20 protein-coding genes are annotated in these 20,349 nt (G+C 59.3%); 9 read left to right on the top strand and 11 right to left on the bottom strand.

What is annotated here, in order from left to right; genetic code table 11:
- Positions 1-79: 79 nt before the first annotated feature.
- Complete coding sequence (locus ACI3K0_RS17210) at positions 80-1,087, bottom strand: glycosyltransferase family 2 protein (RefSeq protein WP_404945764.1); 1,008 nt, start codon at positions 1,085-1,087, stop codon at positions 80-82.
- A gap of 111 nt (positions 1,088-1,198) precedes the next feature.
- Positions 1,199-1,495, bottom strand: coding sequence for an exopolysaccharide production repressor protein (locus ACI3K0_RS17205; RefSeq protein WP_246435668.1), 297 nt, complete (start codon positions 1,493-1,495; stop codon positions 1,199-1,201).
- Between the two features lie 723 nt (positions 1,496-2,218).
- On the opposite strand from ACI3K0_RS17205, the gene ACI3K0_RS17200 reads away from it, so the two are divergent.
- From ACI3K0_RS17200 to ACI3K0_RS17190, 3 genes are all read left to right on the top strand, one after another.
- Complete coding sequence (locus tag ACI3K0_RS17200) at positions 2,219-2,899, top strand: sugar transferase (protein ID WP_148143048.1); 681 nt, start codon at positions 2,219-2,221, stop codon at positions 2,897-2,899.
- Between the two features lie 83 nt (positions 2,900-2,982).
- Complete coding sequence (locus tag ACI3K0_RS17195; RefSeq protein WP_246435665.1) at positions 2,983-4,368, top strand: polysaccharide biosynthesis/export family protein; 1,386 nt, start codon at positions 2,983-2,985, stop codon at positions 4,366-4,368.
- A gap of 10 nt (positions 4,369-4,378) precedes the next feature.
- Complete coding sequence (locus ACI3K0_RS17190; protein ID WP_148143047.1) at positions 4,379-5,638, top strand: O-antigen ligase; 1,260 nt, start codon at positions 4,379-4,381, stop codon at positions 5,636-5,638.
- A gap of 65 nt (positions 5,639-5,703) precedes the next feature.
- Here the strand turns inward: ACI3K0_RS17190 and minE are convergent, their stop codons facing one another.
- The 6 genes from minE to denD form a co-directional block, all read right to left on the bottom strand.
- Positions 5,704-5,967, bottom strand: coding sequence for a cell division topological specificity factor MinE (gene minE, locus ACI3K0_RS17185; protein WP_148143046.1), 264 nt, complete (start codon positions 5,965-5,967; stop codon positions 5,704-5,706).
- Positions 5,964-6,779 carry a septum site-determining protein MinD gene (minD, locus tag ACI3K0_RS17180; RefSeq protein ID WP_148143045.1) on the bottom strand — a complete coding sequence of 272 codons (816 nt, stop codon included), beginning with the start codon at positions 6,777-6,779 and terminating at the stop codon, positions 5,964-5,966. Before minD ends, minE begins: the two co-directional genes overlap by 4 nt.
- 31 nt (positions 6,780-6,810) lie before the next feature.
- Positions 6,811-7,572 (bottom strand): septum site-determining protein MinC, encoded by a 762-nt coding sequence (gene minC / locus ACI3K0_RS17175; protein ID WP_404945763.1) that lies wholly within the window; start codon positions 7,570-7,572, stop codon positions 6,811-6,813.
- A 308-nt stretch (positions 7,573-7,880) separates the two neighbouring features.
- Complete coding sequence (locus ACI3K0_RS17170) at positions 7,881-9,182, bottom strand: MFS transporter (RefSeq protein WP_286194049.1); 1,302 nt, start codon at positions 9,180-9,182, stop codon at positions 7,881-7,883.
- A 261-nt stretch (positions 9,183-9,443) separates the two neighbouring features.
- Entirely contained in the window at positions 9,444-10,334 is an 891-nt protein-coding gene (locus ACI3K0_RS17165; protein WP_404945762.1) for an NAD(P)-dependent oxidoreductase, read from the bottom strand.
- A complete protein-coding gene (gene denD / locus ACI3K0_RS17160; protein WP_404945761.1) occupies positions 10,331-11,314 on the bottom strand; it encodes a D-erythronate dehydrogenase in 984 nt (327 codons plus the stop codon). Before denD ends, ACI3K0_RS17165 begins: the two co-directional genes overlap by 4 nt.
- A 184-nt stretch (positions 11,315-11,498) precedes the next feature.
- Here denD and ACI3K0_RS17155 point away from each other — a divergent pair, with 184 nt between their 5' ends.
- The 6 genes from ACI3K0_RS17155 to ACI3K0_RS17130 all read left to right on the top strand — a co-directional run bounded on the left by ACI3K0_RS17155 (position 11,499) and on the right by ACI3K0_RS17130 (position 17,881).
- Positions 11,499-12,944, top strand: a complete 1,446-nt coding sequence (locus ACI3K0_RS17155; protein WP_404945760.1) for an FAD-binding oxidoreductase — start codon at positions 11,499-11,501, stop codon at positions 12,942-12,944.
- Positions 12,945-12,968: 24 nt separating this feature from the next.
- A complete protein-coding gene (locus tag ACI3K0_RS17150; protein ID WP_404945759.1) occupies positions 12,969-13,682 on the top strand; it encodes a FadR/GntR family transcriptional regulator in 714 nt (237 codons plus the stop codon).
- Between the two features lie 148 nt (positions 13,683-13,830).
- Positions 13,831-14,991, top strand: a complete 1,161-nt coding sequence (locus ACI3K0_RS17145; protein ID WP_404945758.1) for a fumarylacetoacetate hydrolase family protein — start codon at positions 13,831-13,833, stop codon at positions 14,989-14,991.
- A gap of 19 nt (positions 14,992-15,010) precedes the next feature.
- Positions 15,011-15,544: a TRAP transporter small permease gene (locus ACI3K0_RS17140; protein ID WP_112458970.1), complete on the top strand. Its 534-nt coding sequence runs from the start codon at positions 15,011-15,013 to the stop codon at positions 15,542-15,544.
- A gap of 1 nt (position 15,545) precedes the next feature.
- A complete protein-coding gene (locus ACI3K0_RS17135; RefSeq protein WP_112458971.1) occupies positions 15,546-16,823 on the top strand; it encodes a TRAP transporter large permease subunit in 1,278 nt (425 codons plus the stop codon).
- A gap of 50 nt (positions 16,824-16,873) precedes the next feature.
- Positions 16,874-17,881: a TRAP transporter substrate-binding protein gene (locus tag ACI3K0_RS17130; protein WP_404945757.1), complete on the top strand. Its 1,008-nt coding sequence runs from the start codon at positions 16,874-16,876 to the stop codon at positions 17,879-17,881.
- Between the two features lie 66 nt (positions 17,882-17,947).
- Here ACI3K0_RS17130 and ACI3K0_RS17125 read toward each other — a convergent pair whose 3' ends face one another.
- The 3 genes from ACI3K0_RS17125 to ACI3K0_RS17115 all read right to left on the bottom strand — a co-directional run bounded on the left by ACI3K0_RS17125 (position 17,948) and on the right by ACI3K0_RS17115 (position 20,349).
- Positions 17,948-18,862 carry a DMT family transporter gene (locus ACI3K0_RS17125; protein ID WP_404945756.1) on the bottom strand — a complete coding sequence of 305 codons (915 nt, stop codon included), beginning with the start codon at positions 18,860-18,862 and terminating at the stop codon, positions 17,948-17,950.
- A gap of 11 nt (positions 18,863-18,873) precedes the next feature.
- A complete protein-coding gene (locus ACI3K0_RS17120) occupies positions 18,874-20,076 on the bottom strand; it encodes a mandelate racemase/muconate lactonizing enzyme family protein (RefSeq protein ID WP_404945755.1) in 1,203 nt (400 codons plus the stop codon).
- Between the two features lie 201 nt (positions 20,077-20,277).
- Positions 20,278-20,349 carry a hypothetical protein gene (locus ACI3K0_RS17115; protein ID WP_404945838.1) on the bottom strand — a complete coding sequence of 24 codons (72 nt, stop codon included), beginning with the start codon at positions 20,347-20,349 and terminating at the stop codon, positions 20,278-20,280.

Raw genomic sequence — 20,349 nt, 5'->3', positions numbered from 1 at the left:
TGCCTGCGACAACGGACACTGTTTGGCGACGAAAACGACAGGGCGGATGACAACTCATCCGCCTTATGCCCTTTTGGTATCAGCCCTGCCCTGCTACCGGCACGCCGGCCAGCAGATAGCGCGGGGTCGTCGGCAATGACGCCGCCGACGTGTTGTTGCGCCGAAGCGCATCGTACTTATCGAAGAAAATGCCGGTGACCACAGGCACAAGGGCATCCGGACGCGACAGGATATGCCTGATCGCACCGCCCTTGCCCGATTGCCGTTTCACATCGAGAAACTCGCGCAATTCATACCGCGCCTTGATGTGGTCGCGGTGATGGGTAATCACCGAACGCGCATCAGGAGACAGTTGCATGGCGGCAAGCACGGCGTTGTCGGCCTCATAAAGCCGCCTCAGGTCCTCGGTGCGATGACGGCTGCTGAGAGAATCGCCGCGCACCACGGCACCGTACCCGCAATGTTCGATCACCTTGTAACGGGCACCGAGCGCAAGCGCCCGCACATAGAAATCGTAATCCTCTCCGAGCCGCAGCCCCTCGTCGTAGGTTAGGCCGTTTGCGACGATGAAGGATCGGCGCATGACCGGCTTCAGGAAACCGGTCTCGCCGCGCGGTTTGCCACGCTGCGAAATATTGCCCTCGACAAACTGTACGAGCGAAAGCTCTCGCGACCGCGACTGAAACTGCGCTGGTGCAGAAAGGGCAGCCGGATCGGCGACGAAGGCGATGTTGTCGGCGATAAAATCCCATCCGCTCTCTTCAAGCATCGGAGCGAACCGGCCTGGAAAGAAAAAATCGTCTGCGTCAAGAATTGCGATCAGCGGCGCGCTCGACTGCGCGATCGCCGCATTTCTGGCCGCCGAAGGTCCTTGGTTCTTCTCGAAGGAAATGATCTTCAGGCGACCACTTCCATCATTCGCCGCAAGTGCCGCCTGATCCGTTCCGTCGCTGGAGCCATCATCGACGACGACGACTTCGGATACGGCAGCCTCGCGAAGCGCAGAAGCCACTGCCAGACCGATCGTATCGGATGCGTTCTTGGCTGCGATGATTACACAGATCGTTTCATCAACGGCTTGCGCCATAAGCTTCTCCATCGTCCGTTTCACCGCTCATTGGTGCAGACTTATGAACTTAGGAAAATGGCAGCGATGTGAAAGGGCTAATTTTAGGGGCCAGAATTGCCCGTCAAAGGCTCAATGATCCTGAATGTGAACCCGAGCTGGCGCTTCGGCTGTCAGGCTGTCGCGGACGCCTGCCTCTGCTCTCGACTTTGCCTTGAGGCCATCACTCGACCGGTCGGCATCCATCTGCGCCTTCTCCCGACGCACCATGTAAACGATTCCGATGAAATAACCGATCTGAAGTATTAGCGCGCAGAAGATAGTCTCGATTAGCGCCGTCCAGAAGGAACCTGACATGACGTAAGCGGCAATAGCAAACACGGCGAGTGTGCCCAACATGCTCACGAATACACGCGGTGCGTACATCATCATTCCTCCCGAGGGACTTTTCTTATGAATTTTTAAATTTCATCAGTCCTCTCACATGCCCTTTACATTACTGTGCAGTGAGAGAGTTTTCAAGATTTTCGCCGGCTCATAAATTTTGGCCAGTGAATCTTTCGTAAGGTTCCGTCATCGCCCGCTAGGTGCCTTTCAAACGGTTCAACACCCTGTTACCACATATCTCCACCACACTTTCGCCACAATTAAGCCTGATTTGGCGCCTCTTGGAACAAATAGACGCCGCCGGGTGCCGAGCGCCCGCGATATCCGTTCACTTATTGTTACAAAGGTCACAAGGCGCCATCATGCGCCTTTTTGCGCCGCACCATTGTATTGCAGTGCAGCAGGCCTAGGCCTTTGGTCCTAAGGGCAAGCTACTTAGGGCCTGAACCTCAAGAAGCGGTGAATGATCAGACCGCGTAAAATCACTGGTAATACATCCGGATCAAGTTTCGATTACGATTAATAGTCGACATCGATTCAATTTTACAAGCTTGCGGTAGTATTTGTGTAAGCCTTTATATTTACGATCACGACCTGCAGCTGTGACAATCTCTCGCCTTTTGGCCTCCCACCGGCCCTTCCCGTCACATCGCAGAAATTTTTGTCTGGCATCAAATTACGAACACAGACTTATTATCACATACCAGCTCAATGAAGCGCCGCTTAAGGCACCGACTATCGCCAAACCTAAATGGAGCCCCCTCTATGAAGTCAGCGACACGTTCGGCAGATACGCCGCTATCAGACCTGGACCATGCCGCCATGACACTCCCGATCGGCGGCCTGGCCAAAAGAACGTTTGACGTAACCGCAGCAGGCATGGCTCTGATCGTTTTCAGCCCGCTGTTTTTGATGATCATGGCTTTGGTAAAGCTGACCGACAAAGGCCCCGCCTTTTACGGACACAGCCGCATCGGCCACAGGGGCCGTGTGTTCAAATGCCTGAAGTTCCGCACCATGGCGGTGAATGGCGATGAACTGCTTCGGAAGCATCTTCGGGAAAACCCCGAGGCTGCGGAAGAATGGCGCCAGACCCGCAAACTCAAGGACGACCCGCGCGTCACGGCCGTTGGTCGTGTCCTGCGTAAGCTCAGCCTTGACGAACTGCCGCAGCTCCTCAACATCGTCCGCGGTGAGATGAGTGTCGTCGGTCCGCGTCCGGTCGTCGACGACGAGCTGAAGGTTTATGACAGCTCTGCCGTCTATTACCTGCAGACCCGCCCCGGCCTGACCGGCCTATGGCAGATCAGCGGACGCAATGACGTGTCTTACGAGACCCGCATCGCATTCGATACGCAGTATGTGCAGAACTGGTCGCTGATAAAGGACGTCTCGATCATCTTGAAGACGATCCCTGCCGTCTGCATGGCCCGCGGTAGCTACTGACGGGCATCATAGCCGCACCGCGCGTTATCCGCCGGTGCGGAAATCACCACGAAATACGAAATGCAATAAACCAAGGAGATCTGATGGGTATCCGAATGGTCTTTCCGCGACGCATCCCGACGCTGGCAATAGCGGCGGGAACATTTGTTTTGTCGCTGACCACATCAGCAGGCGCGCAGACTTCTGCCCAGCCTCAGTCCCAGACACCCCAGTCCCAAGCCCAACCTCAGGCCGCAGCTGCGGCCCAGCCTGCGACAAAGACCAGCAAACCGGCGCAAGCGACGGCAACGGTCAGCGCAAAGAGCCAGGAGGGTGCCTATCGCCTTGGCGTGATGGACAAGCTTCGCATTCGCGTTGCGGAATGGCAGCCGGCAGACGGCAGCGTCCGCACCTGGGACGCCGTCAGCGGCGACTATGCGGTCGGCCCGTCCGGAGCACTATCGCTGCCCTTCATCGGTGATCTCGATGCCGCCGGCAAGACGACGGCAGAGGTCGGCAAGGCGATCGGCGAGAGGTTGCAGAGCGAATTCGCCCTGCGCAATCTCCCCTCGGCTTCCGTGGAAATCGCGGAATTCCGGCCGCTCTTCTTGGCGGGCGATGTCGATAAGCCGGGCGAATATCCCTATTCCCCTAATCTGACCGTTCTGAAAGCCGTCAGCCTTGCCGGCGGCCTCAAGCGCTCCGACGCAGGCCAGCGCTTTGCCCGAGACTTCATCCGGGCGCGCGGCGATGCACAGGTCAGTGATTCGGAACGCGGCCGTTTGATCGCCCGCAGGGCGCGCCTCATGGCTGAAATTGCCAATGCCAAGGAACTGGCCATGCCGCCGGAACTGAAGGATGTGCCGAACGCCAAGGAACTGATGGCGAGCGAAGCCTCGCTGATGAAGTCCCGGCGCGAGCGTTACGAACTTCAGCTGAAGGCGTTGGCCGACCTCAAAACCCTGCTTGATACCGAAGTCCAGTCTCTGGCGCAGAAATCGGGAACACAGCAGCGGCAGCTCGCGCTCTATAACGACGACCGCGATCGCATGGCCAAGCTCAGCGAACAGGGTCTTGCCACATCCAGCCGCCGTCTCTCGGCGGAAGAACGTGCAGCGGATCTCGAATCCAACATGCTCGATACGGATACGGCTTCGCTGCGCGCCAAGCAGGATATCAACAAGGCGAACCAGGACGAGATCAACCTTCGCAACGACTGGGATGCCCAGCGCGCCCAGGAACTGCAGGACACCGAGGCGCAGCTGGAAAAGCTCGGCCTTGAACTCTCGACCAGCCGCGAGCTGATGCAGGAAGCCCTGGCGCAGTCGGCCGAGGCCCTGAAGTTCGACCCGTCCAACAAGGACGCGACGATCAAATACGTCATCGTCCGGGATAATGGCGACGGTCCGAAACAGATCACCGTCGATGAAAACGCCATGCTGCGCCCCGGTGACGTGATCAAGGTATCATCAGACCTTCTGATGCAGTGATAGGTGGCGAATGAAAATCGCTCGGTCGATGTTGGTCGACCCTGACAGGAACCAGGTCTATGGGATAGCGGCAGTGGCGCTATCCTTCTTCGTCTTCGCCTATTCCAGCCTTTTCGGGCAGGTGTCGATCCTGGTCTATTACGGGCTCTGGTTTCCGCTGATCCTGGTTGATTACAAACGGGTGCTGGGCAACTATTTCAGATATTTCTGGATAATCGCCTTCCCGCTTCTCTGTTTCCTGTCAGCCTTCTGGTCGCCGGCGCCATCGGTGTCGTTGAGGACGGCAATCCAGCTGCTTACCCATCTGATCTGCGCCCTGATAGCAATGCGCACGATCAGCGTGCTGACGCTGACACGCGGTTCGATCGTCGGCACGGTCGTGGTCATGCTCTATTCGATCGTCTTCGGTCACTACAGCTATGATGCGATGGATGGCAGCTACAGCTTCGTCGGATCCTTCGCTTCCAAGAACCAGCTCGGGCTTTATGCCTCGCTCGGCATTGTTTTCTCAGTTCTCTACGCCATCGTCTTCCGGCGCCGGGATATATGGCTGGCTGGCGCCGGTGCCGCGGCACTTCTCTGCGCCTACTGCCTGATGGCGTCCCAATCGGCTACGTCCGTTATCACCACGGCGGGGCTGATTGCCGCCTGTATCGCCTATCTGCCATTCGGTCTTTTGGCACCAGGAAGCCGAAAGCTGCTCTTCGTCGGCATTCTCGTGATCGGCCTGGCGATCGTCGTGGCCGGCCTGCAAATGGGCGCAGTCGATGCGATCCTCGGTCTGTTCGGCAAGGATTCGACGCTGACGGGCAGAACCTATCTCTGGCAACAGGGTATCGAGGCGGCACATCTCAACCCGGTCCTCGGCATGGGTTATCAGGGTTTCTGGGTCCAGGGTTTTGCCAAGCCGGAACAGCTTTGGGACGAGTTTTTCATCGCCACCCGTACAGGCTTCCACTTCCACAACACCTATATCGAGGTGGCCGTGGAGAACGGCTTGGTCGGTCTTGCGCTGCTTGTCTTCATGTTGCTGCGAAACGTTTTCGGCCATCTGAGCGCCATGCTGAACCGGCACAATGATCCGTCATCCATCGTCCTGTTCGCCGTCAGCCTGTTGCTGCTGATGCGATCCTTCGTCGAGATCGACGTGATCTTCCCCTATCAGATCGGTTCTTTCCTGATGTTCTATGCCGCTGGAAAACTGACCCTCCGGCGGCCCGTGCCCCAGCTTCCGCAGCAGCGATACAGGCACCACCCGATCGCTGCCTGACCCATCAAAAGCAAACGGCCCGGAGCATAAGCCCCGGGCCGTTTTCATTTCAAGTCTTGGGAGACTTAGGCTGCCCTTGCGGCATCGAGCGGAATCTCGACATCGATCTCGAGGATCGAGACATTCTCGTCGCGATCGACCTTCACCGTGACACGGTCAGCGTCGAGCTGGACGTGCTTGGCGATGACGGCAAGGATTTCCTCGCGCAGGATCGCGGTCAGGTCGGAGCCGGTGGATGCCCGCTCGTGAGCCAGAAGAACCTGCAGGCGTTCCCGCGCAGCAGGCGCCGAGCGCCGAGGCGAACGGGTGAAAAGACGCAGTATGCTCATGCGGCCTTCCTTCCGAAGAGTTTTCCGAAGATGCCGCGCTTTTCGCCCGGCACCGTCACAGGTACGATTTCGCCGGCCAGACGGCGGGCAGCTTCAAAATAGGCCTGTGCCGGCGCACTGCGTGCATCCGACAGCGTGACCGGAGCACCGAGGTTCGATGCCTTCAGAACATCCGTGCTTTCCGGGATGATGCCGAGAAGCGGGATGGAGAGGATTTCCAGAACGTCGTCGACCTTCAGCATGTCGCCGCGTTCTGCACGGACGGAATCGTAGCGGGTCAGAAGCAGATGCTTTTCCATCCGCTCGCCGTTCTCAGCCTTGAGCGTCTTGGAATCGAGCATGCCGATGATGCGATCCGAATCGCGAACCGACGAGACTTCCGGGTTGGTGACGACGACGGCAACGTCGGCATGGCGCATGGCAAGCGTCGCGCCCTTTTCGATGCCGGCCGGGCTGTCGCAGATGACCCAGTCGAAATACTTCTTCAATTCGCCGATGACGCGCTCAACACCCTCTTCCGTCAGCGCATCCTTGTCGCGCGTCTGGGAGGCTGGCAGCAGGAACAGCGTGTCGAGCCGCTTGTCGCGGATCAGCGCCTGCGGCAGCTTTGCGTCGCCGTTGATGACGTTGACGAGGTCGTAGACCACGCGGCGCTCTGCACCCATCACGAGGTCGAGGTTGCGAAGCCCGACATCGAAATCGACGACGGCGACCTTTTCATTGCGCTGAGCCAGCGCTGCTCCGAGTGCGGCCGTCGATGTTGTCTTGCCAACCCCGCCCTTGCCGGACGTCACGACTATGACTTTCCCCATCCTGATCTCCTGTATTGAACCTTGTTCCGGTTCAGAAAAGTACGTCTGCCATGATCGTTTCGCCCTCGAGCGAAAGCTGCACGGCGTGCCCGCGAAGGCTTGAATCCATGTCTTCCGCCATCTTGTAGATACCGTCGATGGCGATCAGTTCCGCCTCTAGGCGGCGGCAGAAAATGCGTGCGTTGCTATTGCCGATCGACCCTGCCATCGCCCGGCCGCGCAGCGTGCCGTAGATGTGGATCGAACCGCCGGCGATAACCTCGGCACCCGATGCAACGGAGCCGACGATCGTGATGTCGCCTTCCGGAAAGATGATCGACTGGCCGGAACGGACCGGCTCGTCGATGGTGAGCGACTGCGGGATCGCCCGAACCTGCGGCGCTTCCTGGCGCTGCGGCGCCGGTGAGACAACCGCGGCGACATCCGCCTCGGCCTCCGCCTCGGTTTCCGGCTCCTGTGCCGTTACCTCGACGTCGGAAGCGGGCTTGCCGCCCTTCATCGCAGGTGGCATTTCGGGCGTGAGCTGCGACGGGCGCGCGCCCTCGATGCCCATGATCCGGACCTTGCGCGCGGCAAGGTCGTCGATCAGTTGTTTCAGCTCGGCCTTCTTGATCGAAAGCTCCGAGACGTCGAGGACGACGGGCCTGTCGAGAAAGAAACCGGCAGATCGGGCAGCCAGATCGTCGAGGCGTTCAAGCCATTGATCCAGCGGAAGATCCGGTGAAAGAACGACCGCCAGGAACGAACGGCCCTTGATGCGAATGGAGCGAGCGTCTGTTAGCACTTTGGTCATCTACGTTAATAAATCGTTGCCCGATGTCTACCGCTGACGTGGTTAACAAATGGTTAACGCGACCCGCCCAAATCTTAAGAAGCGGTAACCAACTCGGGTGAAACAGGGTCGCGACAGGTGATACGGAAGACCCTGAACCTGCAGCCTTGATCGAGGCTTATGCGAGTTTTCTTTTGCAAGCGACGAGCCGGGCACGCCTTGTTTCCGCATAGAAAAAAGTGGCGCGGGGCGAAACGAAAAGAGGCGAGCCATGAGCCCGCCTCCGGTAAATCATCGTTCTTGAGCTTAAACGGCCAAGCAGGCGAGAATCAGTCTTCCTTGATATGGCTGTGATGCTTGGTGTCGCGCATCTTCACATAGACCATAAGCGAGATGGCGATCATGATCGTCACATACCAGAAAAACCACTCTTCATGGCCGATCTGCTTGAACTTCAGCGCCACGAATTCAGCCGTGCCGCCGAAGATCGTGTTGGCGAGCGCGTAAGGCAGAGCGACGCCGAGCGCACGGATATGCGCCGGGAAAAGCTCGGCCTTCACCACAGCGTTGATCGACGTGTAGCCGGTCACGATCAGCAGGCCGACCAGCGATAGCAGGAACGCAGTGAACGCGTTCGTCGTGGCCGCAAGCGAGGTGAAGATGAGGTAGGTGAACAGCGTGCCGAGAACGCCGAAGCCAACCATCAGCGGTTTGCGCCCGATCTTGTCGGAAAGCGCGCCGGCTATCGGCTGGCAGAGCATAAAGACGAACAGGGCTGCCGTGGTGATCTCCGTCGCCGTCTCCTTGCTGAAGCCCGACGTGTTGACCAGGAACTTCTGCAGGTAGGTCGTATAGGCGTAGAAGGCGAGCGTACCGCCCGACGTCAGCGCGATGACGAGGAAGGCTTCCTTCGGGTAATGCCTAAACAGCGCCCAGCCGCCGGAAGCCTTTTTCGCATCCTTGTCGGCATTCTTGAACGACTGCGTCTCGACGAGGCCGCGGCGGATATAGAACACCACGATCGCCAGCAATCCGCCGATGAAGAACGGAATGCGCCAACCCCAGGACTGCAGCTGTTCTGCAGTGAGCAAAGCCTGCAGCACGAGCAGCACCGCAAGGGCTACAAGCTGACCGGAAATCAGCGTCACATACTGGAAGCTGGAGAAGAAACCGCGGCGGTTGCGACCGGCCATTTCGCTGAGATAGGTGGCGCTGGCGCCATATTCGCCGCCGACACTGATACCCTGGAGCAAACGCGCAAACACGAGGATCGCTGGCGCAGCAAGGCCGATAGACTCATAACCTGGTGCAATCGCGATCAGGAAGGAACCGAGACACATCAGCGTGACGGAAAGCGTCAGGCCGGCCTTGCGGCCCTTGCGGTCGGCATAGATGCCCATGAACCAGGCACCGATCGGCCGCATCAGGAAGCCCACGGCAAAGACGGCCGCAGCACTCAGCAGTTCCGCCGTCTGGTCGCCCGAGGGAAAGAAGATGGGAGCAAAATAGAGGGTGAAGGCGGAATAGACATACCAGTCGTACCATTCGACCAGATTGCCGGCAGAGCCGCCAATGATAGATTTCAGCCTGACCTTTTCGTCGATAGGCGACGAGGCCACGTCTTTTGCCAAGGTGTTATCCAAGAGCGCAGATCCATTTCTGAACAGCGCGGCGACGTAAGGGTGCCAGGGGGTGCCACGCATCGCAATCGCGGGCCGCGCCGGGTTGGGGTGTCCTGAAAGGACTTGGGTGTCCGACCGTGTTACGCCCGAAAGCCCGTCGAGGCCAGCCCTAATCGACCCGTCAATAAGACATATTATCGCAGTGCAGCATTTTTTCGCGAGCGAATGGCAGCAACGCCGCCATTCCCGATCTCACCTGCCTGTTTGACGTCAGGACTTGGGGTTGATGTTTTCGAAATGAAGCAGAAGGCCGCTATGATCCTTTTCTCCGCCACCTTCGAAAACGAAGTCGGAAAATTCGCCGGTCACCGTTTGCGTCAACGGCAGCTGCAGCGAAAGTTCCTTGGCGAGCGCCATGACCGTATTCAGGTCCTTCAGCTGGTTGTTCGACGAACCACCGGGATCGAAATTCCGTTCCACCATGCGCGCGCCATGCAGCTCCAGAATACGGCTCTCCGCAAAGCCGCCGCGGATCGCATTGCGGAAGGCTTCACGCGATGCGCCGCCGGCCTGAACAAGGATCATCGCCTCAGCGACGGCACCGATCGTGACCGCCACGATCTGCTGGTTGGCGAGCTTGCACACCTGCCCTGCCCCGCTCGGCCCCACATGCGTGACGCGACCGAGAACGGCGAAGACATCGGCAAGATCCGCAACCACATCGACATCACCACCGGCCATGATTGCCAGCGTGCCCGCATCGGCACCGACGACACCACCGGAAACCGGGGCATCGAGATGCCTGATGCCGATAGCAGCAAGTCTGGCGGAATGATCGCGGGCAATCGACGGCGCAATCGAACTGGTGTCGATCAGCACGGCATCCTTCTTCATCGCAGCAGCAACCCCGCTATCGAACAGGACCGTGCCGACGACATCGCCATTCGTCATCATGGTGAAGACGATATCGGCATCGCGAACCGCGTCCGTGGCCGAAGCGGCGACCACTGCCCCCTCGGCTTCAAGCGGCTTCGCCTTTGCAGCGTCACGGTTCCATACCGTCAGAGGATAACCGGCGCGGGCAAGCCGGCGCGCCATGGGCAGCCCCATCAGGCCAAGCCCGAGAAAGGCTATCTTCTTCTTTTGCGTCTCGCCGGTCACAGCTTGCCTCCCAGCTCATCCTCGATATGGACCTGGATGATCTCGTCGAAATTCTTCTCAGACGTGAAGCCGAGTTCGGTGGCGCGCTTGGCCTCAAAACCTGGTGCCCAGCCGGCGACCATATTCATGATCATTTCGTCCGGCTGACGACGGATCAGTTTCACTGCGTCTTCGCCCGCCGCCCGCCGCAGGGCCTCTATCTGCTCACCGACCGTCGCGCTGACACCCGGCATGGACAGGCTGCGACGCCAGCCGAGTTTCGAAAGGTCGAGACCGGCGCCATGAATGAGGAAACCGACAGCGGAGCGCGGCGAGGTGTGCCAATGACGCACGTCCTCGGAGACAGGCAGGATTGCTTCCTGTCCGACAAGCGGCTCGCGCAGGATGCCGGAGAAGAAACCGGAGGCTGCCTTGTTCGGCTTTCCCGGGCGGATGCAGACCGTCGGTAGACGGATGCCGATACCATCAAAGAAACCACGCCGGCTGTAATCGGCCAGCAGCAGCTCGCTCATCGCCTTCTGCGTGCCGTAACTGGTGAGCGGCGTCAGATGGAAATCATCGGGGATCGGATAGGGCAAGGGCGCACCGACGACCGCGATCGACGAGGTGAAGACGACGCGCGGAAAATAACCGTCCTTCTGGTTTTCAAGCCGGATGGCATCGAACAGATAGCGTGTACCGTCGAGGTTGATGCGATAGCCCTTGTCGAAATCGAGTTCCGCTTCGCCGGAAACGATCGCCGCCAGATGAAAAATGACGTCCGGCCGCGTGGCGATCAGCTTCTCCGCCTCGCCGGGCAGGCTGAAATCAGACGCCAGCGTCGTCACCTTGCCGGCAAAACCGGCAGGCGCCTCCGGCTCGATGACGTCGACAAGCGTCAACGCATCAACGGGCTTGCCGTGCAGCACCCCTTCCGAAACGAGACGCTGGGTGAGCTTGCGACCGACCATGCCGGCAGCACCGATAACAAGAATATGCATGTTTCCTCCCATACACCCGTGGATGCCCCACGAATTTCCTCTTGTAAGGTTGTCTGATAACCCTGTATGCTCTGTTTGGAAATAGAAGAGTTCGTCATCAGGCAAAAAAGCAGCCGGTGAAAACTGACGTGAGGCTTTGGACTGCCGGAGACATTTCCGGGCACTCCTGGGGAGGAGAGACTACATGACGGACCTTTCAGGCTCGATCGCCGAGCAGCGTCTTTCGCTATGCGCAATTCTTGGCGAAGATCTTGTCCTCACCAACTCGGCTGACATGCTGCAATATTGCCGCGACTGGCACGGCGACGTGACCAGCGGTGCGATTGCCGTCATACGTCCCCGCTCGACTGCGGATGTGCAGGCAGCAGTGAAGGCCTGCCGCGATCTCGGCCTGAAGATCGTGCCGCAGGGTGGCAATACCGGCCTCGTTCTCGGCGGCATACCGGATGAACCGGAACGTCAGGTCGTGCTTTCGCTGGAACGCATAAACAGGATCCGCAATATCGACAGCGACGATTTTTCCGCCGTAGTCGAGGCCGGATGCGTGTTGGCAGAACTGAAGGATGCGATTGCCGAAAAGGGCATGTTCTTTCCGCTCGCACTCGGCGCGCAGGGCAGCTGCCGCATCGGCGGCAACGTCTCCACCAATGCCGGCGGCATCAACGTGCTGCGCTACGGCATGACCCGTGAACTGGTTCTTGGCCTCGAAGTCGTCCTCCCCGATGGCAGCGTCTTCGACGGCCTGTCGACGCTGCGCAAGGACAATCGTGGGCTGGACCTGAAACAGCTCTTCATTGGCGCCGAAGGCACGCTCGGCATCATCACCGCCGTATCGGTGAAGTTGACGCCCTACCCCGACAATGTCGCGACAGCGCTTCTGGCGCTGAATTCGCTGGACGATGCGATCACCCTCTACCGCCGTGCCCGTCGCGATTGCTGCGACCTGATGTCGGCCTTCGAATTCATGCCGCCGCTCGCCTTCACGCTGGCGCGCGAAGCCATGCCGGACCTGCCGATCCCCCTCTCGGGCGATTACCCCGCTTATGTTCTGATGGAAATTTCCGGCTCCGGCCTCGTCGATATCGACGACCTGATGCACCGTTTCCTTGAGGCCGTGATGACCGACGAACTGGTGGTCGACGGCACGATCGCCACATCGCAGGCGCAGGCTCGCAATCTCTGGCTCATCCGTGAAGGCATGAACGAGGGACAGGCCAGGCGCGGAGCCCATATGCGCACCGACATCTCGGTATCGCTTTCGCAGCTTGCCGCTTTCGTCGTCGATGCCGAAGCGGCGGTTGCGCAAGCACTGCCCGACTGCATCAGTGTGTCCTACGGCCATGTGGGCGACGGCAACGTACACCTCAACGTGCTTCCGCCGAACGGCTCGACCATCGAGGAACGCCACGAGAAGATCTACAAGGCCAAGAAGGTCGTCAATGTCGTGGTCGACAAATACAACGGCAGCATCAGCGCCGAACACGGCATCGGCCGCCTGAAACGCGATGACTTTGAGGAACGGTTGTCGAAGACCAAGCGCGGCCTGCTTGTCGCCATCAAAAAGGCGATCGATCCGGACCTGCTGTTGAACCCCCATTGCCAAATCGATCTCGGCGCGGATATTCGCTAGCCATCACAAGGAGCACTATCCGCCATGGCCGATTTCACCCAGATCAGACGAAGCGAGCATCTGCCGACGCGCATTGCCGCCGAGATCGGCCGGGAAATCGCCGATGGCAGCATCGCTCCGGGCCAGAAACTGCCGACCGAACATATTCTGGCACAAACCTTCGGCGTCAGCCGTTCGGTCGTGCGTGAGGCAATCGCCCATCTGCGCAATGAAGGACTGGTAGAAACCCGACAGGGCGTCGGCGCCTTCGCCACGGAACTGGCGCAGCGCCAGTCGCTACGCATCGAGGCAGGCCCACCGGAAGACAAGGAAGCTTTCCGCGACCTGTTCCAGGTGCGCTTCGCATTAGAGACGGAAGCCGCCGGATTGGCTGCCCTCCACCATTCTCGCGAAGATCTTGCCAGGCTCGACGAGATCCTTGCGCAGATGACCGGCGCGGAGAAATGGGGTGATCAGGGCGTTGTTGCCGATCTGGCCTTCCACCGCGCCGTGGCCGCCGCCACCCATAACGAATATTTCCAGCAATTCGTCGGCTTCATCACCGAACGGACGCATGTCGCCATCAATGCCGCCCGCGCTGCTGCAATTTTGGAGGAAATCGTCGAGGTGACGATTGCCGAACATGTCGCTATCCGCGATGCGATCGCAACCGGTGAGCCGGCTGCCGCAAAAACCGCAATGAAGCGGCATCTGAATGGCGCTGCCCGGCGCCTCAACCTTGAGCTGGAAATGAGCTGACGGCAGGTCTGGTCTGGTTTTCCACCCCCACGTCGTCCTGCCGTTATAGACAAAACGCAAAAGTCATATTAAAACGGCTCTAACGTTGTCGGACATCTGACAACGTTGGGAAAGGTGGAGGCCTTTTCCTGAACATGGGAGGATTTTCTTGGCATATCTGCATGCCCTGTCGTCGGATATCGTCTTGCCGGTGGATGCGCGACATGCGCTTCTGGTTGGACGTGTATGGTCAAACGCAGCAGCCGGCCCTAGCCCGGTACTTTTCTCGAATGGACATCTTCTGGACCTCTCGCCTCTGGCGCCGACCCTGTCTGCGCTGCTGGAGATTGAGGATCTTGTTGCGAGGCTGTCCGCAACCTCATCATTCACCGATCTTGGAAGCCTCGATGACTTCCTGAACGGCAAGGCAGGAACGCTTCTTGCGCCGGCCGACCTTCAGGCGATCAAGGCCGCCGGCGTCACCTTCGCAGACAGCATGCTGGAGCGGGTGATAGAGGAACAGGCCAAGGGCGATCCTCTGCGCGCCCAGGAAATTCGCGGCCGGCTGGCCCCGGTTCTCGGCGATAACCTCAAGGGCCTCGTTGCGGGATCGGAAAAGGCTGCCGAAGTAAAGAAACTGCTGCAGGATATGGGCCTCTGGTCGCAATATCTCGAAGTCGGCATCGGCCCGGACGCGGAAATCTTCACCAAGGCCCAGCCCATGTCATCCGTCGGCTGCGGCGCCGATGTCGGCATCCATCCGAAATCCGACTGGAACAATCCTGAGCCGGAAGTGGTGCTTGCCATCACTTCCAAGGGTGAGATCATCGGCGCAACGCTCGGCAACGACGTCAACCTGCGTGATTTCGAAGGCCGTTCGGCGCTACTCCTGAGCAAGGCGAAGGATAACAACGCCTCCTGCTCGATCGGCCCCTTCATCCGCCTGTTCGATGGCACGTTCACAATCGATGACGTCAAGTCCGCCGAGATCAGCTTGTCGGTCAAGGGCGAGGATGGGTTCGAGATGACCGGTGTCAGCCCGTTGAAGGCGATCAGCCGTTCACCGGAAAATCTGACCTCGCAGCTTTTGAACCGCAACCATCAATATCCCGATGGCGCGCTGTTTTTCCTCGGCACCATGTTCGCCCCGGTCAAGGACCGGCGTGGCAAGGGCCTGGGCTTCACCCACGAGATCGGTGACATCGTCGAAATTTCCAGCCCGAAACTCGGGCGACTGGTCAACCGGGTGGAACACAGCGACACCTGCCCGGAATGGACATTCGGGATCATGGCACTGATGAAAAACCTCGCGCAGCGCGGTCTTTTGTAGGGGCATCAGGGAGGAGCAAATGCAAAAGATTACCGACTTATTCTACAGGTTCCTCGAGATCCTGCTCATCCTGCTTCTCGCGGGCATGGCCATCATGGTGTTCGGCAATGTCGTGCTGCGATACGGCTTCAATTCCGGCCTTAACGTATCCGATGAGCTGTCGCGCTACTTCTTCGTCTGGCTAACCTTCATCGGCGCCGTCGTTGCGTTTCGCGAACACTCCCATCTGGGCGTGGAATCCCTCGTCGCGATGCTCGGCCGCAAGGGCCGCGTCGCCTGCATGATCCTCAGCAACCTCGTGATCATCGTCTGTTCCGCCATCTTCTTCTGGGGCACCTGGGTCCAGTTGCCGATCAACTCGAGCATGGTTGCGCCGGTCACCGGTCTCTCCATGGCCTGGGTCTATGGCGTCGGTTTCTTCACCGGCGGCGGCTGTGTACTGATTTCGCTCGAACGTCTCATCCGCCTGGTGACCGGTCGCGTCACCGAAGACGAGATCGCCGCCTTTACCGGCGAAAACCTGACGATCGAACAGATGGCGGAGCGCACCTGATATGACACTTTTCGTCTTTGTCGGCTCCCTTCTCGGAGCCATGGCGATCGGCGTGCCGGTTGCCTTCTCGCTGATGTTCTGCGGCGTCATACTCATGTGGTACATGGATATGTTCAATTCGCAGATCATTGCGCAGAACATGATTGCGGGTGCCGATACCTTCACCCTGCTCGCCATCCCCTTCTTCATTCTCGCCGGTGAATTGATGAATTCCGGCGGCCTGTCGAAGCGCATCATCGAGTTTGCAGTGGCCTGCGTCGGACATATCCGCGGCGGTCTCGGCATCGTTGCGATCGTCGCCGCTCTCATCATGGCATCGATCTCCGGTTCGGCAGCGGCTGATACCGCAGCGCTTGCCGCGATCCTGATCCCAATGATGGCCAAGGCCGGCTACAACATCCCGCGCTCCGGCGGCCTGATCGCCGCCGGCGGCATCATCGCCCCGGTCATCCCGCCGTCGATGGCCTTCATCGTCTTCGGCGTGGCCGCCAACGTCTCGATCACCCAGCTCTTCATGGCCGGCATTTTCCCCGGCATCCTGATGGGCCTGTCGCTGGTCGTCACCTGGCTGATCGTCGTGCGCAAGGACAATGTCCAGGCACTGCCGAAGACCACATACAAGGAGAGACTGCGGGCAACGGGTCGAGCCGCATGGGCGCTCGGCATGCCGGTCATCATCCTCGGCGGCATCAAGGCTGGCGTTGTCACGCCGACGGAAGCCGCCGTGGTGGCAGCCGTCTATGCCATGTTCGTCGGCATGTTCATCTACCGCGAACTCAAGCCGAGCGACCTGCCCCGCGTGATCCTGCAGGCGGCCAAGACCACGTCCGTCATCATGTTCCTGGTCTGCGCAGCACTCGTCTCGGCATGGCTGATCACGGCTGCCAACATTCCGGCCGAAATCGCCAGCTATATCGAGCCGCTGATCGACCGCCCGACGCTCCTGATGTTCGTCATCATGATCCTCGTGCTCGTCGTCGGCACCGCTCTCGACCTGACGCCGACCATCCTGATCCTGACACCTGTCCTGATGCCGATCATCAAGCAGGCGGGCATCGATCCAGTCTATTTCGGTGTCCTGTTCATCATCAACAACTCGATCGGCCTCATCACGCCGCCGGTCGGTGTTGTCCTCAACGTTGTCAGCGGTGTCGGGAGGATACCGCTTGGCAAGGTGACCGCCGGTGTCTGGCCGTTCCTGCTGGCCCAGACAATCGTGATGTTCCTGCTCGTGCTGTTTCCCGATCTCGTGATCGTACCCGCACGATGGTTGCATTGACGGCCTGACCAACAACCTTTTCTATCTGACGTCTAACTGGGAGGACTACTATGAAGAAACTTCTTTTCGCAACGACCGCACTCGCCATGGCGATTTCGGGTTCGGCTCCGGCTTTCGCCGAATTCAACAGCCGCAACATCCGCGTCTCGAACGGCATCAATGCCGATCACCCGGTCGGCAACGGCATCAAGGCGATGCAGGAATGCCTTGACCAGAAGTCGGGCGGCAAGCTGAAGCTCACCGCTTTCTGGGGCGGCGCGCTCGGCGGTGACCTTCAGGCAACCCAGGCGCTGCGTTCCGGCGTCCAGGAAGCAGTCGTCACCTCGTCTTCACCGCTCGTCGGCATCATCCCGGCGCTCGGCGTCTTCGACCTTCCCTTCCTGTTCGCCACCCCGGCTGAAGCCTACAAGGTTCTCGACGGCAAGTTCGGCGACTCGATGAACCAGAAGCTCGATGCGGCTGGCCTCGTCAATCTTGCCTATTGGGAAAACGGTTTCCGTAACCTGTCGAATTCCCAGCATCCGGTGACCAAGTGGGAAGATTTCTCGGGCCTGAAGGTCCGCGTCATGCAGAACAACATCTTCCTCGACACGTTCCAGAACCTTGGCGCCAACGCAACGCCGATGGCCTTCGGTGAAGTCTATTCGGCGCTGGAAACCAAGGCGATCGACGCGCAGGAAAACCCCTATGTGACGATCGACACGTCGAAATTCTTCGAAGTGCAGAAATACATCACCGAGACGAACCACGCCTACACGCCGTTCCTCTTCCTCTTCTCCAAGGCGATCTTCAACACCTACACGCCGGAAGAACAGGCAGCGCTGCGCGAATGTGCGGTCGTCGGCCGTGATGTCGAGCGTCAGGTCATTGCCGACCTGAACAAGAAGTCGCTGGAAAAGATCAAGGCGGCAGGTCTCGAAGTGAACCAGCTTTCGCCGGAAGAGCAGACCCGCATCCGCGAAAAGTCCATGATCGTTTATGAAAAGCACAAGGCCCAGATCGGCGCCGACGTTGTCGACGGCATTCTCGCCGAGCTGAAAACCATCCGCGGCAACTGATCCGGATACACTCCCCGGAAAAGCTGTCGTGAGTGAGGCCCGCACCCCGCCGGTGCGGGCTTATTTTTATTCGGGCACAGCCGGAAGCACGCTGTCCCGCTTCTTCAGCATCTGTTCGCGGATGAAGATGAACAGGCCGGAAGCGACGATGAGGGCTGCACCGACAAGCATGGTCAACCGCGGCACGTCGCCGAAGAACAGGAAGCCGAAGATCACCGCCCAGAGCAGAAGCGTATACTGAAGTGGCGCGACCGTTGCCGCATCCGAGATTTTCAGCGCCCGGTTGACCAGCATATGCGCCGCCATCGCTACGATGCCGAGCAGGCCTAAAAGGCCGAGATCGAAACCGGACTGGATCGGCGACCAGTCGAAGGGGGCAAACGCCAGCCCCGCGAGCCCCGCCCCCATCACCTGAAAGAAGACCAGCGTTGTGTCCGGCGTTCCGCGCAGAAAACGCCCAGAGATCATCATGAAGGCGAAGGCGGCACTGCCGATGATCGAGATTACCGCAGGCGCGGTGAACATCGCAGCAGACGGTTCCAGCGTGATGATGACCCCGACGAAACCGATCCCAATCGCCGTCCAGCGACGCCATCCGACATGATCGCCCAGAAGCAGCGGCGAGAGTGCCGCGACATAGATCGGCGCCGCCAGCCAATAGGTCATGACATCGGCAAGCGGCAGATACATGACGGCGTAATAGAAGCAGAAAACTTCCGCCGTCGAGCAGACCACACGGGCAAGCTGCATCCATGGTCGCTCGGCTTTGGTAAGTGCCGGCAACCCGGCCATCCAGACCATCGGCACAAGGATGACGAGGGCGGCAAGACTTCGAAGAAGCACGACCTGCCCGAGCCCGTAGCTGGCGACCAGCCATTTGCCCATTGTGTCGTTGAGCGCGAACATCAGCATGCCGAGCAGCATGATTGCAGGGCCTGCAACCGAAGCGCCCCGAAGAGCCGCGCTTGAGGAGATTTGCATGATTGTCTTCCTCAGATGGACGAAGCGTCGGAGAACCGACGGCCAACGGTGAAGGCCTTGTCGAGTTCCGGGTTGAGCTCCATGCCAAGACCCGGACCGGGCGGCACAGTGATCATGCCGTTCTTCACCTCAGGCAACGCCGTCACCAGATCGCGATACCAGGTATTGTAGAAGGCGCGCACGCTTTCCTGCACCAGCGCATTCGGGGCATTCAGCGAAAGATGCGTCGAGGCGCAGAGCACGACCGGGCCGGTGCAATCATGCGGCGCGACCGGCAGGTGCCAGGCTTCCGCCATCGAGGCGATCTTGCGCGATTCCGACAAGCCGCCGCACCAGGAAATGTCGAGCATGACGATGCCGGCAGCACCGGTTTCCAGATAGTCGCGAAAACCCCAGCGGGTGGCGAGCGTTTCCGATGCCGAGATCGGCGCAGGCGAGACTTCGGCATATCGTTTCAGGCTGGACAGGCTGTCCATCTTGATCGGATCTTCGTGCCAGAACGTGTTGTAGGGTGTCAAAGCCTTGGCGATCTGCATGGCCGGCAGAAGCTGCCACATGGAATGGAACTCGACCATGATATCGATTTTGTCGCCAACGGCCTTGCGGATCTTCTCGAAGGGTTCGAGCGCCGCCTTCAGATCGGCAGACGAGATATACTGACCCTTGGTCTTTTCCGCCGCTTGGTCGAATGGCCAGATCTTCATCGCCGTGATGCCTTCGGAAAGCAGCGATTCCGCCAGTTCGTCGGCGCGGTGCAGGAAGCCGTTCAGGTCATCATAGTCCTTGCCGGTCGAAAGCCCGTAATTGGCCGTCGTCTGCCCCGTCGCCTTCTTGATATATTCGGTGCCCGCGCAGGTATTGTAGGTGCGGATTTCCTTGCGCGAAAAACCGCCGAGCAGCTGCGCAATCGGCTGGCCGGTCACTTTGCCGAAAATGTCCCAGAGCGCGATGTCGAAGGCGGAATTGCCGCGCACTTCCGCACCCGACGAACGGAAGCCGACATAGCCCACCAGTTCCTGCGCCAGAAGATCGATCGCCAGCGGATCGCGGCCGATGACACGCGGGACGACATATTCGTGGATATAGCTTTCCACCGTTTCGGCCCCGAAAAAGGTCTCCCCCAACCCGGTAATGCCCTCATCGGTGTGGACCAGAACCCAGAGCAGATTGCTCCGCTCGGCGACACGCACCGTCTCCAGCTTGGTGATCTTCATGTTTCCTCCCAGAATTTCCCAAGAGCCTGTATTTTTAGGGGAATTGCGGCCATTTCGAAAGCCGTTTGCGGCCACTAAAGTACGCCGCGCTAATAAATTTATGGCCTTTTTCACGCCGTCCCTCGCCCGGTTTCAAAAGCCGCGCCCGCTTTCGCGAAATTCCCCGCGCAAATCCTTTGACATGAAGCGCGAAGGGCTCTTTCATGGGTTCAACAAACGCCGACAGTTCCGAGGAAAGGGCTGGACGGTAGATAAAGCAAGAAAGAGGAACAT

Origin of the sequence: Rhizobium sp. ZW T2_16 (genome assembly GCF_044987325.1) — a bacterium.
In the GTDB taxonomy this organism is placed as follows: domain Bacteria; phylum Pseudomonadota; class Alphaproteobacteria; order Rhizobiales; family Rhizobiaceae; genus Neorhizobium; species Neorhizobium cellulosilyticum.
This window is presented reverse-complemented; position numbering and strand designations above follow the sequence as displayed.

Excerpts from the sequence above, each read along its gene's own strand:
- ACI3K0_RS17190 (WP_148143047.1), top strand. The coding sequence starts at position 4,379 with ATGAAAATCGCTCGGTCGATGTTGGTCGACCCTGACAGGAACCAGGTC.
- ACI3K0_RS17135 (WP_112458971.1), top strand. The coding sequence starts at position 15,546 with ATGACACTTTTCGTCTTTGTCGGCTCCCTTCTCGGAGCCATGGCGATC.
- ACI3K0_RS17210 (WP_404945764.1), bottom strand. The coding sequence starts at position 1,087 with ATGGCGCAAGCCGTTGATGAAACGATCTGTGTAATCATCGCAGCCAAG.
- ACI3K0_RS17120 (WP_404945755.1), bottom strand. The coding sequence starts at position 20,076 with ATGAAGATCACCAAGCTGGAGACGGTGCGTGTCGCCGAGCGGAGCAAT.
- ACI3K0_RS17205 (WP_246435668.1), bottom strand. The coding sequence starts at position 1,495 with ATGATGTACGCACCGCGTGTATTCGTGAGCATGTTGGGCACACTCGCC.
- ACI3K0_RS17155 (WP_404945760.1), top strand. The coding sequence starts at position 11,499 with ATGACGGACCTTTCAGGCTCGATCGCCGAGCAGCGTCTTTCGCTATGC.
- denD (WP_404945761.1), bottom strand. The coding sequence starts at position 11,314 with ATGCATATTCTTGTTATCGGTGCTGCCGGCATGGTCGGTCGCAAGCTC.
- ACI3K0_RS17140 (WP_112458970.1), top strand. The coding sequence starts at position 15,011 with ATGCAAAAGATTACCGACTTATTCTACAGGTTCCTCGAGATCCTGCTC.
- ACI3K0_RS17125 (WP_404945756.1), bottom strand. The coding sequence starts at position 18,862 with ATGCAAATCTCCTCAAGCGCGGCTCTTCGGGGCGCTTCGGTTGCAGGC.
- minD (WP_148143045.1), bottom strand. The coding sequence starts at position 6,779 with ATGGGGAAAGTCATAGTCGTGACGTCCGGCAAGGGCGGGGTTGGCAAG.
- ACI3K0_RS17195 (WP_246435665.1), top strand. The coding sequence starts at position 2,983 with ATGGGTATCCGAATGGTCTTTCCGCGACGCATCCCGACGCTGGCAATA.
- ACI3K0_RS17200 (WP_148143048.1), top strand. The coding sequence starts at position 2,219 with ATGAAGTCAGCGACACGTTCGGCAGATACGCCGCTATCAGACCTGGAC.
- minE (WP_148143046.1), bottom strand. The coding sequence starts at position 5,967 with ATGAGCATACTGCGTCTTTTCACCCGTTCGCCTCGGCGCTCGGCGCCT.
- minC (WP_404945763.1), bottom strand. The coding sequence starts at position 7,572 with ATGACCAAAGTGCTAACAGACGCTCGCTCCATTCGCATCAAGGGCCGT.
- ACI3K0_RS17150 (WP_404945759.1), top strand. The coding sequence starts at position 12,969 with ATGGCCGATTTCACCCAGATCAGACGAAGCGAGCATCTGCCGACGCGC.
- ACI3K0_RS17130 (WP_404945757.1), top strand. The coding sequence starts at position 16,874 with ATGAAGAAACTTCTTTTCGCAACGACCGCACTCGCCATGGCGATTTCG.